Raw genomic sequence first — 12189 nt, forward strand, 5'->3', positions numbered from 1 at the left:
CTCGTCATGGGTGTCCACCGCGTCCGCCTCCCGGCCCGATGCTATCGGGGGAGGCCCAACGGCGGTGTGCTGGTCGTACTTTCGCCGGGGGTGCGGAGGTGCCCAGGAGGAACGCGGGGCGGGCGGTCAGCCCGCCGCGGTGGGCGCGTCGCCCGGCCGCACCACCGAGTCGGGGCCCGGGGACATCACGCACTCGTGCCCGTCCTCGAACCTCACCCGGTACGGCGGCTCGCCCTCGGTGCCCAGCACCTCGACGATCTCGCCGACCCGGTCGTGCTGGCCGACGATCCTGCCGTGCATCAGCAGCCTGTCGCCTTCGTGCGCGTTCATGTCGATGACCTCCCGCCAGGAGGGGACGTGTCCGGCCCGCACTACAGCAGTCTAGGCGGGCCCGCCCGGTATGTCCCCGCCCGCGTCCCGGGTCCGGTCGGGGCCCGGCTCCAGCGGGGGCGTCGTGGGCGCGCAGTGCACGCAGCAGCGCGGCTCGGCCGCCGGCGCCTCCGGTGCCGGGCCCGCGCCTCCGAGGACGTCGGACGGCACGGCGTACCAGGAGATCAGCGCGCCCAGCACCATCAACCCCGCGCAGACCAGCACCGCCGCACCGAAGGCGCGGTCCACCGACGCCGGCGCGCGGTACGCGGCGCCGGACAGGCCGACCGCCAGCGGCAGCGAGGCGACCGCGAGCAGCTGGGCGACGCGCGCGGCAGCGTTGTTGACCCCGCTGGCGATCCCCGCGTGCCGGACCTCCACCGACGCCAGCACCGTCGCGGTGAGCGGTGCGACGAACGCACTCATGCCCAGGCCCAGCACCACCACGGCGGGCAGCACGTCGAGCCAGTACGAGCCGCCGGGATGGACCCGGCGCAGCAGGGCCAGCCCGGCGGCGGCCACCAGTGGCCCCGCGGTCAGCAGCGGCCGCGGCCCGATCCGCTGGGCCAGCCCCCCGGCCGGACCCGACAGGGCCATCATCAAGACGGTCACCGGCAGACTCGCCAGCCCCGCGCCCAGCGCGTCGTAGCCCAGGCCGTTCTGCAACTGGGTCGGCAGCAGGAAGAAGACCCCGCCGATCGCCGCGTACAGGCACAGCGTCACCACGTTGACGGAGGCGAACACCTTCGAGCGGAAGACGGCGAGCGGCAGCATCGGATGCGCCACGCGCCCTTCCCGTACGACGAACGCCACGCCCAGCAGGACCCCGGCGCAGCCCGCGGCGACCACCGTGGGGCCGGCCCCGCCCGGCGCGTCGATCAGCGCGTAGGTGATCCCGGCCAGCGCGAGCGCGGCGAGCGCGGCACCGGTCACGTCGAACCGCCCGGACGCCTGCCAGTCCCGGCTCTCCGGCACCCACCGCAGCGCCAGCGCCAGCACACCCAGCGCCAGCGGCACGTTGAGGAAGAAGATCCACCGCCAGCCGGGGCCGTCCACCAGCCAGCCGCCCAGGAACGGGCCGACCGAGGTGGCCACCCCGCCGAGTCCCGACCACAGGCCGACCGCCTTGGCCCGGTCGTCGGGACGAAAGGAGCCCTGCACCAGCGCCAGCGACCCGGGCGTGAGCAGGGCGCCGCCCACCCCCTGCAACGCACGCGCCCCGATCAGCGCCGCGTCGCCCGGGGCCAGCCCGCACAGCATCGAGGCCGCCGCGAACCACACCGCCCCCACCAGGAAGACCCGGCGCCGCCCGTAGCGGTCACCGAGGCCGCCGCCGAGCAGGATCAGCCCGGCGAGCGGCAGCATGTAGGCGTTGATCGTCCACTGCAACGCGGACAGCGGCACGTCGAAGTCGGCGCCGATGCGCGGCAGCGCCACGTTGACCACCGTGCCGTCCAGCATCACCATGCCGGAGCCCAGCACGGCGCAGGCCAGCACCCCGCGCCCGGCAGGGGAAGCCAGCCGCAGCCCTCCGGCCCGCGCCCCGTCGTCCGTCGCCGTCCGGCTCACCCCTCCAGCGTGGCGCAGCGGACGGACCGGCGCACGGCCGCATCACGCCACGCCCGGCGGGCCCACGCCACGTCAGGGCAGTCCCACCCGGGGTCAGCGGACCGGGCCGCGCAGCCGCTCCAGTTCGCGGCGGTCGCGCTTGGTGGGGCGGCCTGCCCCGCGGTCGCGCACCGCCACCACGGCGACCTGCTCCGGCCGGGGCGGCGGCGGGCTGTTGTCCACGTAGCACTCGGCCGCCACCGGCGCGCCGACCCGCTTGGTGATGACCTTGGCGACCACGACGACCCGCTCCCGGCCCGCGTACCGCAGGCGCACCTCGTCGCCGGGCCGCACCGGCTGCGCGGGCTTGGCCCGCTCGCCGTTGACGCGTACGTGCCCGGCCCGGCACGCGGCGGCGGCCGCCGAACGCGTCTTGGTCAGCCGAACGGACCAGATCCAGCTGTCGACGCGCACCGGCCCCTCGTGATCTGCCATACCTGCGACTCTACGGCGGGGCACCGACAACTCCGAAGGCGACGGCGCGATCCGCCGAAGCCCCGAACACGCCGAAGGGACCGCCCGTCGCGGAGCGGTCCCTTCGGGCCGTGCGGTGGGCCGGATCAGGCGAGGGTGGCCAGAGCCTGGTTGAAGGTGGCCGACGGGCGCATGACCGCCGCCGCCTTCTGCGGGTCGGGCTGGTAGTAGCCGCCGAGCTCGGCGGGCTTGCCCTGCACCGCGATCAGCTCGTCGACGATGGCCTTCTCCTGCTCGGCCAGCGTTCCGGCCAGAGCGCCGAACGCCTCGGCGAGCGCGGCGTCCTCGGTCTGCCCGGCCAGCTCCTGCGCCCAGTACAGGGCGAGGTAGAAGTGGCTGCCGCGGTTGTCGATGCCGCCGAGCCTGCGGCTGGGCGACTTGTTCTCGTTGAGGAAGGTGCCGGTGGCCCGGTCCAGGGTGTCGGCCAGGATCTGGGCGCGGGCGTTGCCGGTGGTCTTCGCCAGGTGCTCGAAGCTGACGGCCAGCGCCAGGAACTCGCCCAGGCTGTCCCAGCGCAGGTAGTTCTCCTTGACCAGCTGCTGCACGTGCTTGGGGGCTGAACCGCCCGCGCCGGTCTCGAACAGGCCGCCGCCGTTCATCAGCGGCACGACCGACAGCATCTTGGCGCTGGTGCCCAGCTCCAGGATCGGGAACAGGTCGGTCAGGTAGTCGCGCAGCACGTTGCCGGTGACCGAGATGGTGTTCTCACCGCGGCGGATGCGCTCCAGGGACAGCGCGATCGCCTTCTCCGGGGAGAGGATCTCGATCCGCAGGCCCTCGGTGTCGTGCTCCGGCAGGTACTGCCGGACCTTGGCGATCAGGCTGGCGTCGTGGGCGCGGTCCTCGTCCAGCCAGAAGACGGCCGGGTCGCCGGTGGCGCGGGCACGGGTGACGGCGAGCTTGACCCAGTCGCGGACCGGCAGGTCCTTGGTCTGGCACATGCGGAAGATGTCGCCCGCCGAGACCGTCTGCTCCAGCACGGCGGTGCCGGACTCGTCGACCACGCGGACGGTGCCGGTGACCGGGATCTCGAAGGTCTTGTCGTGGCTGCCGTACTCCTCGGCCTTCTGCGCCATCAGACCGACGTTCGGGACCGAGCCCATGGTCGCCGGGTCGTACGCGCCGTTGGCCCGGCAGTCGTCGATGACGACCTGGTAGATGCCCGCGTAGGAGCTGTCCGGGATCACCGCGAGGGTGTCGTGCTCCTGGCCGTCGGGGCCCCACATGTGGCCGGAGGTGCGGATCATGGCCGGCATCGAGGCGTCCACGATGACGTCGCTGGGCACGTGCAGGTTGGTGATGCCGCGGTCGGAGTCGACCATGGCCAGTTCCGGGCCCTCGGCCAGTTCCGCCTCGAACGACGCCTTGATCTCGGCGCCCTCGGGCAGCGCCTCGACGCCCTTGAGGATGCCGCCCAGACCGTCGTTGGGGGTCAGGCCCGCGGCGGCGAAGACCTCGCCGTACTTCGCGAACGTCTTCGGGAAGAATGCACGCACCACGTGGCCGAAGATGATCGGGTCGGAGACCTTCATCATCGTCGCCTTCAGGTGCACCGAGAACAGCACGCCCTCGGCCTTGGCCCGGGCCACCTGCGCGGCGAGGAACTCGCGCAGCGCCGCGACCCGCATCACGGAGGCGTCGACGATCTCGCCGTCGAGCACCGGTACCGACTCGCGCAGCACGGTGGTGGAGCCGTCGTCGCCGTGCAGCTCGATGCGCAGCGAACCGGCGCGCTCGACGATCGCCGACTTCTCGGTGGAGCGGAAGTCGTCGGCGGTCATGTGCGCCACGTTGGTCTTCGACTCAGCGGTCCAGGCGCCCATGCGGTGCGGGTGCGCCTTGGCGTAGTTCTTCACCGAGGCGGGCGCGCGGCGGTCGGAGTTGCCCTCGCGCAGGACCGGGTTGACGGCGCTGCCCTTGACCTTGTCGTAGCGGGCGCGCACCTCGCGCTCCTCGTCGGTCTTCGGCTCGTCCGGGTAGTCCGGCAGCGCGTAGCCCTGCTGCTGCAGCTCCGCGACGGCGGCCTTCAGCTGCGGGATGGAGGCCGAGATGTTCGGCAGCTTGATGATGTTGGCCTCGGGTGTCTGCGCCAGCTTGCCCAGCTCGGCGAGGGCGTCGCCGATGCGCTGGCCCTCTTCGAGGTACTCGGGGAAGCTCGCGATGATGCGCCCGGCCAGCGAGATGTCGCGGGTCTCGACATCGACTCCGGCCGTGGAGGCGTACGCCTGGATCACAGGCAGGAACGAGTACGTCGCCAAGGCCGGGGCCTCGTCGGTGTGCGTATAGATGATGGTCGAGTCAGTCACCGGTGCTCCGCTCTCCACGTCTGCAACATTGCTCGACATCAAGATATCTCCTGGGCGCCCCCATCCCGAAAGGGCCCTGCCCCGGCCGCCCGCCCGCGGACGCGCCTGCCGCCCGCAAGACCGACCGCGCAGGGCCGCACGCCCACGTCCGGCCGCCCGCCCGCCCGCGTACGACCCCGCGCAGGCCCGGCCGCTCGCACGCCCGCGCCGGCCTCACACCCCCGTGCTGCCGTCGATCCGCTCGCGCAGGAGGTCGGCGTGGCCGTTGTGGCGGGCGTACTCGGCGATCATGTGCGTGTAGATCCACCGCAGGCTCACCTGCCCGGGGCCGAACGCCGAGGTGTCGTCCAACGACCGCTGCGCGCAGTTGGCGCGCGCCCGGGCGATCTCGTCGCGCCACGTCGCGCGGGCGGCGGCGAAGGAGACCTCGTCGCTCAGCTCGAAGCCCCCGTCGTGGTTCCCTGCCCCGGCGGACGGGCCGTAGATGGGCGGCGCGTCCTCCCCGGCGAGTATTCGCCGGAACCAGTTGCGCTCGACCTCCGACAGGTGCTGCACGAGGCCCTGGAGCGTCAGCGCCGAGGGCTCAACGGAGGCGGTGCGGGCCTGCGCGTCCGTGAGCCCCTCGCACTTCATCGCCAGCGTCTCGCGGTAGAAGTCCAGCCAGGCGGCGAGGTTGGTCCGCTCGTCACCGTCGAGCGGCGGCATCGTCCGTTCGTTGATCGTCATGCCCTCATCGTGCCAGCGGGGTGTGACAACCGCCCCGGTCCGCCCGCGCGCCCGTGCGATGCTGGGGGCATGGACCTGGACGACCTGGTACGGCTGCGCAGAGCCCGGGACACGATGGACCGCGACTACGCGCGGCCGCTGGACGTCCCGGCGCTGGCACGCGTCGCCCTCATGTCGCCGGGGCACTTCTCCCGCAGCTTCCGCGCGGCCTTCGGCGAGACGCCGTACAGCTACCTGATGACCCGCCGTGTCGAGCGGGCGAAGGCGCTGCTGCGGCGCGGCGACCTGAGCGTCACCGAGGTCTGCTTCGCGGTCGGGTGCACCTCGCTGGGGTCGTTCAGCACACGCTTCAGCGAACTGGTCGGCGTCAGCCCCAGCGCCTACCGGGCCCGCGGTCACGAGGCCGCCGCGGCGATCCCGGCGTGCGTCGCCAAGATCCTCACCCGGCCGGTCAGGATCAAAGAAGCGGAATCCGCCGCGGCCTCGTAGCGTCGAAGCCATGACCATCAAGCTCTCGACCTGTTTCATCGCCGTCGACGACCACGACAAGGCGCTCGCCTTCTACCGCGACGTCCTCGGCCTCGAGGTCCGCAACGACGTCGCGTACGAGGGGATGCGCTGGGTGACCGTCGGCTCGCCCGAGCAGCCCGACGTGGAGATCGTCCTCGAACCGCCGCTCGCCAACCCCAACGCCTCGCCCGCCGACAAGCAGGCGATGGCGGAACTGCTGGCCAAGGGCATGCTGCGGGCCGTCATCTTCACCACCGACGACGTCGACGCCACCTTCGAGCGCCTGCGTGCCTCCGGCGCCGAGGTGCTCCAGGAACCCATGGACCAGCACTACGGCGTGCGCGACTGCGCCTTCCGTGACCCGGCGGGCAACATGCTCCGCTTCAACCAGCCCCGCAAGCAGTAGGGCACCCCGCACACCTCCACGGGCACAGGCCCGGCCCGTACCGTACCGACGGACGCACGGGCCGGGCCCTGACGCACGCACCGAGACCGGGCCCGCGCACCCACCCAGCCCGCCCGGCGGACGGCGCGCGCGGACGACGTAGACGCAGGCGTAGACGCAGACGCAGATGGAGACGATGAACATGGCCAGGACGCGGCAGACCACACCCCCCGCGCCGCACGCCGCCGACAGCCACGAGGTGATCCGCGTGCACGGCGCGCGCGTGAACAACCTCAAGGACGTCCACGTCGAGATCCCCAAGCGCCGTCTGACGGTCTTCACCGGTGTCTCGGGATCGGGCAAGAGCTCCCTGGTCTTCGGCACCATCGCCGCCGAGTCGCAGCGCCTGATCAACGAGACCTACAGCGCCTTCGTGCAGGGCTTCATGCCCACGACGGCGCGGCCCGAGGTCGACGTGCTCGAAGGCCTGACCACCGCCATCACCGTCGACCAGCAGCGGCTGGGCGCCGACCCGCGCTCCACCGTCGGCACCGCCACCGACGCCAACACCATGCTGCGCATCCTCTTCAGCCGCCTGGGCAAGCCGCACATCGGCTCGCCCAACGCCTACGCCTTCAACGTCCCCTCGGTCCGGGCCAGCGGCGCGATCACCGTCGAACGCGGCAACCGCAAGGCGGTCAAGGCGACGTTCGAGCGCACCGGCGGCATGTGCCCGCGCTGCGAGGGCCGCGGCTCGGTCACCGACATCGACCTCACCCAGCTCTACGACGCCTCCAAATCGCTGTCCGAGGGAGCACTCACCATCCCCGGCTACACCGCGGGCGGCTGGAACTACCGGCTCTACGCCTCCTCCGGCCTCGTCGACCCGGACAAGCCGATCCGCAAGTACACCAAGAGGGAACTGCACGACTTCCTGTACCGCGAGCCGGAGCGGATGAAGATCGAGGGCATCAACATGACCTACGAGGGTCTGGTGCTGCGGGTCCGCAAGTCGATGCTGTCGAAGGACAAGGAGGCGATGCAACCGCACATCAGGGCGTTCGTGGAGCGCGCCGTCACCTTCACCGTGTGCCCCGAGTGCGAGGGCACCCGGCTCAGCGAGGCCGCCCGCTCCTCGAAGATCGCCGGGATGAGCATCGCGGACGCCTGCGCCCTGCAGATCAGCGACCTGGCGGAGTGGGTCCGCGGCCTCGACGAGCCCTCGGTCGCGCCGCTGCTGACCGCGCTGGTCGCCACGCTGGACTCGTTCACCGAGATCGGCCTCGGCTACCTGTCGCTGGAGCGCCCGTCGGGCACGCTGTCGGGCGGCGAGGCGCAGCGCGTCAAGATGATCCGCCACCTCGGCTCGTCGCTCACCGACACCACCTACGTCTTCGACGAGCCCACCATCGGCCTGCACCCGCACGACATCCAGCGCATGAACGACCTGCTGCTGCGGTTGCGGGACAAGGGCAACACCGTGCTGGTCGTGGAGCACAAGCCCGAGGTCGTCGCGATCGCGGACCACGTGGTGGACCTGGGCCCCGGCGCGGGAACGGCCGGCGGCACCGTCTGCTTCGAGGGCACCGTCGAAGGCCTGCGCCGCAGCGACACCGTCACCGGCCGCCACCTCGACGACCGCGCCGCCCTCAAGAAGACGGTGCGCGAGCCCACGGGCGTCCTGGAGATCCGCGGCGCCGACGCCAACAACCTCCGCGACGTCGACGTGGACATCCCCCTCGGCGTGCTGTGCGTCGTCACCGGCGTCGCGGGCTCGGGCAAGAGCTCCCTCGTGCACGGCTCGCTGCCGCCCGGCGCGGACGTGGTGGCGATCGACCAGACGCCCATCAAGGGATCGCGGCGCAGCAACCCGGCGACGTACACCGGGCTGCTCGAACCGGTCCGCAAGGCGTTCGCCAAGGCCAACGGCGTCAAGCCCGCGCTGTTCAGCGCCAACTCCGAAGGTGCCTGTCCCACGTGCAACGGCGTCGGCGTGATCTACACCGACCTGGGGATGATGGCCGGCGTCGCCGCCCCGTGCGAGGACTGCGAGGGCAAGCGGTTCCAGGCGCAGGTCCTCGAATACGAACTCGGCGGGCGGGACATCAGCGAGGTGCTGGCGATGCCGGTCGCCGGGGCGGAGCGGTTCTTCGCCGAGGGCGAGGCGCGCGTCCCGGCCGCCCACCGGATCCTGGAACGGCTCGTGGACGTCGGCCTGGGCTACCTCACCCTCGGCCAGCCGCTCACCACCCTGTCCGGCGGTGAGCGGCAGCGGCTGAGGCTGGCCACGCAGATGGCGGACGACGGCGGCGTCTACGTCCTCGACGAGCCGACCAGCGGCCTGCACCTGGCCGACGTCCAGCAGCTGCTCGGCCTGCTCGACCGGCTCGTGGACTCCGGCAAGTCGGTCGTCGTCGTCGAGCACCACCAGGCCGTCATGGCCCACGCCGACTGGATCATCGACCTCGGCCCCGGCGCGGGCCACGACGGCGGCCGGATAGTCTTCGAGGGCACGCCCGCCGACCTGGTCGCCGACCGCTCCACGCTGACCGGTGAGCACTTGGCGGCGTACGTGGAAGCCTGAAGCATCGTCAAGTTCGCTGACTCGTAAGGAAGTTCACCAGGGAAGCCGTCCCGAGGCGTCGAAGTAGTCCCCGGTGGGCCCGTCCTGGCCGATCCGGGCCATGCGCACGATGATCCCGGCGCCCTCCTCGACCGTCTGCGTGCCGGTGTTCCCGTTCAGGTCGGTCTTGGTGAAGCCGGGCTCGACCGCGTTGATCCGCATCCGGGGAACGTTCGCCCGCGTCGTCCACGTCTCGGAGGTCGAAAACCAGCAGCTCCGCGCAGCCGCCGTCGAGGCGGACGACGTTCGCCCATTGCGCCGACCCACAACGTGATGTGTCGGTAACCGGAGGGACGGACAGGACCATCCCCTCGGGCTCGGGCTTGCCAGGGGTGGTACGGGCAGTCAGCGGAACAGGCGGAAGAACCCGCGTACCTGCTGGACCAGTGAATCCGGCTGCTCCAGCGCGGCGAAGTGGCCACCATGCGGAAGCTCCTCGAACCAGCGCAGGTCGGTGAACCGCAGCTCGGCCTCCCGCCTCGACGGGCGGGTGATGTCGCGTGGGTAGACCGACAGTCCGGATGGCGCGGTCACCTTGTCCCGGAAGCCGGCGAAGCTCTCCCAGTACAGTCGTGCCGACGACGTGGCCGACGCGGTGAACCAATAGACCGAGATCTCGTCGAGGATCGTCTGCCGTGACAACGCGTCCTCGGGATGGCCGTCGTTGTCCGTCCACGCCCAGAACTTCTCGGCGATCCATGCGGCCTGTCCCGCCGGGGAGTCGGTGAGGCCGTAGCCGAGCGTCTGCGGCCGGGTCGCCTGGATCGCCGAGTACCCGCGGCCGGTGCGCTGCATCTCCTTCTCGGCCTCGAGGTTCGCCAGTTCCGCGGGCGTCGGGTCGTCGAACGTGCCCGCTGCCACGGATCCCAGGTTCAGGTGCACGCCGGCGACCCGCTCGGGTGCCACCTCGCCCAGCACCGCGGACACCGCCGAACCCCAGTCACCGCCCTGCGCGCCGTACCGTTCGTAACCCAGCGAGACCATCAACGTGTCCCAGGCGCGCGCGGTGCGAGTGACGCCCCACCCGGTCGTCGACGGCTTGTCACTCCAGCCGTACCCGGGCAATGACGGCGCGACCACGTGGAACGCGTCCGCCGGGTCGCCGCCGTGCGCGCGCGGGTCGGTGAGCGGGCCGAGGACCTCCAGGAACTCGAGCACCGAACCCGGCCACCCGTGCGTGAGCACGAGCGGGAACGCGTCCGGCTCCGGCGAGCGGACGTGCAGGAAGTGGATGCCCAGCCCGTCGATCGTGTCGCGGTACTGCGGGAACACGTTCAGCCGCTCGGCGAACCCGAAGTCGTAGTCCTCGGCCCAGCTGCGGCAAAGCTCTTGCGCATACGCCAGCGGCACACCCTGCGACCAGTCGCCCACCGGTTCGCGCTCCGGCCAGCGTGTCCGTCGCAATCGTTCACGCAGGTCTGCGATCTCGGCATCGGTGACGCTGACCTCGAACGGCTCGGCGGACATGGCAAGACTCCTTACTGGTCGAGGCGTTATCGGATCGGTGTGGGTGGACCGTCATCGCGGGATCCCACGCGTGGCGTCGGGTTCGGGGCGATGGTCGGCGGCAGGGCGCGCGGTCAGGCTGACGACGAGTCCGGCCAGGGGGAGTGCCGCGAGTACGGCGAGGGCCACCGGCACCCGCACGATGCCGGACAGACCCGCGACCGTGGCCGGACCGATCCCGCCACCCAGGGCGTTCATGAAGTTGAGCAGGCCCTGCGCGGTGTCGCGGTCGTCCGCGGCGACCAGGTCCGGCGCGAGGCCCACCAGTACGGCTTGGGCGCCGGCGAACCCGCACACGGTCAACGCCGTGCCGACGACGACGGGGATCGGCCCGTTGAAGACCGCGACCGCGAGCACGCCGACGACGGTGACTGCCGCAAGCCCGGCCGACACCTGCCAGCCGGTGAACCGGCCGGTCAAGGTGCCGGCCAGCCGCCCGGCCAGCACCGAGCAGGCGGCGGCCGGGACCAGGATCACGCCGGCTTCCAGGGGGCCACCGCCCGTGGCCTGCTCGATCAGGGACGAGGCGCGGAACAGCACCCCGTAGTAGCCGGCGAAGACGGTCCCGCCGATGAGCCCGGCCGCCAGGAAGCCGCGGGCGGCGATCACCCGCCGAGGCACGAACCCCTCGGGCGTGCTTCGCACGCGCCACCACACCCCCACGGCGGCGAGCACCCCCGCGGCAGCCACGACGAGCGTGACCGGAGCGGGCAGGCCGACCGAGTGCGCCTGCAACAACGTGATCAACGAGCCGGCGAGTACCGACAGCACGGCCGCGCCGACGACATCGAGTCGCCCGGCCGAGCCGTTTCGCTCGCCGCTACCGCTGCGCGTCAGCGCGCGCCTGCTCGGCAACGCGGCCAGCAGGAGGGGCAGCGCGAGGACCGGGATCGCGAGCACGGCACGCCACCCGAGCCATGCGGTCACCGCCCCGCCCAACAGCGTCCCGCACCCCGACGCCGTCGCGCTGGCCGCCGCGATGATTCCCAGGGCGCGGATCCGGTGCCGCCCGGGAAGGGCGGTGGCCGCGGCGAAGACGGCGATCACGGTCGCGCCCGCCCCGGCGCCGCCGATCAGTCGGCCGACGATCACGACGGACAGGGTCGGCCCGGCTCCGGCGAGCGCGGAGCCCGCGGCGAGCGCCACGACCCCGGCGACGAGGACCTGCAAGGGACTCCAGCGGGCCAGCAGCCGACCCGCGACCGGCATCGCGAGCGCGGAGGTCAGCGACCACGCGGCGAGAATCCACGCGGTGGCCCCGAACGGCACCGCGAGTGCGCGCCCGATGGCCGGCAGGGCCACCGACGGCGCTCCCAGCGCCACGTACATCGGCAGCACCAGCATTCCCAAGGTCAGCCCCAGCCGACGCCCGTCCGGGGCGTCGGTTCGCTCCGGTGTCGGGGCCCCTGCGGACGGGATCGTCCGCGGCGTCGTCCTCTGCCGAGTATGTTGTGACATGTAAAAGCTCCTTTGGGTGTGACACTAAGGAGCAGTGAGGAGATACGTCAAATGCGGGATGCGTATTACAGCCCCTCGGCGGTGCAGACGGCCGTCGACCTGGCCAACACCTTGAGGCCGGTCAAGGGAGAGGACGCGCTCGAGACCGTGGAGCAGCTCCGGGACTTCCTTGACGACCACCCCGCGGCTGAACCTCCGAGTCCGGCCGCGAACCAGGGGGCCGG

General features: G+C 72.0%; 10 protein-coding genes and 1 pseudogene. 3 read left to right on the top strand and 8 right to left on the bottom strand.

Annotated features, from left to right (window positions below):
- Positions 1-126 precede the first annotated feature (126 nt).
- From CK485_RS25000 to CK485_RS25020, 5 genes are all read right to left on the bottom strand, one after another.
- Positions 127-330, bottom strand: a complete 204-nt coding sequence (locus CK485_RS25000) for a DUF1918 domain-containing protein (protein WP_109454417.1) — start codon at positions 328-330, stop codon at positions 127-129.
- 51 nt (positions 331-381) lie between these two features.
- A complete protein-coding gene (locus CK485_RS25005) occupies positions 382-1938 on the bottom strand; it encodes an MFS transporter (protein ID WP_241968572.1) in 1557 nt (518 codons plus the stop codon).
- 93 nt (positions 1939-2031) lie between these two features.
- Positions 2032-2412 carry an RNA-binding S4 domain-containing protein gene (locus tag CK485_RS25010; RefSeq protein ID WP_109454081.1) on the bottom strand — a complete coding sequence of 127 codons (381 nt, stop codon included), beginning with the start codon at positions 2410-2412 and terminating at the stop codon, positions 2032-2034.
- Positions 2413-2537: 125 nt separating this feature from the next.
- Entirely contained in the window at positions 2538-4757 is a 2220-nt protein-coding gene (locus tag CK485_RS25015) for an NADP-dependent isocitrate dehydrogenase (RefSeq protein ID WP_109454082.1), read from the bottom strand.
- Between the two features lie 213 nt (positions 4758-4970).
- On the bottom strand, positions 4971-5483 hold the full coding sequence (locus CK485_RS25020) for a DinB family protein (protein ID WP_109454083.1): 513 nt from the start codon (positions 5481-5483) through the stop codon (positions 4971-4973).
- A 69-nt stretch (positions 5484-5552) separates the two neighbouring features.
- Between CK485_RS25020 and CK485_RS25025 the strand changes: the two genes are divergently transcribed.
- From CK485_RS25025 to CK485_RS25035, 3 genes are all read left to right on the top strand, one after another.
- Positions 5553-5972, top strand: a complete 420-nt coding sequence (locus tag CK485_RS25025) for a helix-turn-helix transcriptional regulator (RefSeq protein WP_109454084.1) — start codon at positions 5553-5555, stop codon at positions 5970-5972.
- Between the two features lie 10 nt (positions 5973-5982).
- Entirely contained in the window at positions 5983-6399 is a 417-nt protein-coding gene (locus tag CK485_RS25030; protein WP_109454085.1) for a VOC family protein, read from the top strand.
- A 175-nt stretch (positions 6400-6574) separates the two neighbouring features.
- On the top strand, positions 6575-8962 hold the full coding sequence (locus CK485_RS25035) for an excinuclease ABC subunit UvrA (protein WP_241968613.1): 2388 nt from the start codon (positions 6575-6577) through the stop codon (positions 8960-8962).
- 33 nt (positions 8963-8995) lie between these two features.
- Here the strand turns inward: CK485_RS25035 and CK485_RS25040 are convergent.
- The 3 genes and pseudogenes from CK485_RS25040 to CK485_RS25050 form a co-directional block, all read right to left on the bottom strand.
- Positions 8996-9169, bottom strand: a pseudogene (locus CK485_RS25040) (short-chain dehydrogenase); the annotation flags it as partial.
- 177 nt (positions 9170-9346) lie between these two features.
- Positions 9347-10468: an epoxide hydrolase family protein gene (locus CK485_RS25045; protein ID WP_109454086.1), complete on the bottom strand. Its 1122-nt coding sequence runs from the start codon at positions 10466-10468 to the stop codon at positions 9347-9349.
- Between the two features lie 51 nt (positions 10469-10519).
- Positions 10520-11965, bottom strand: coding sequence for an MFS transporter (locus CK485_RS25050; RefSeq protein ID WP_109454087.1), 1446 nt, complete (start codon positions 11963-11965; stop codon positions 10520-10522).
- Between the last annotated feature and the right edge of the window lie 224 nt (positions 11966-12189).

Origin of the sequence: Streptomyces sp. ICBB 8177 (assembly GCF_003144095.1) — a bacterium.
Classification (GTDB): Bacteria; Actinomycetota; Actinomycetes; order Streptomycetales; family Streptomycetaceae; genus Streptantibioticus_D.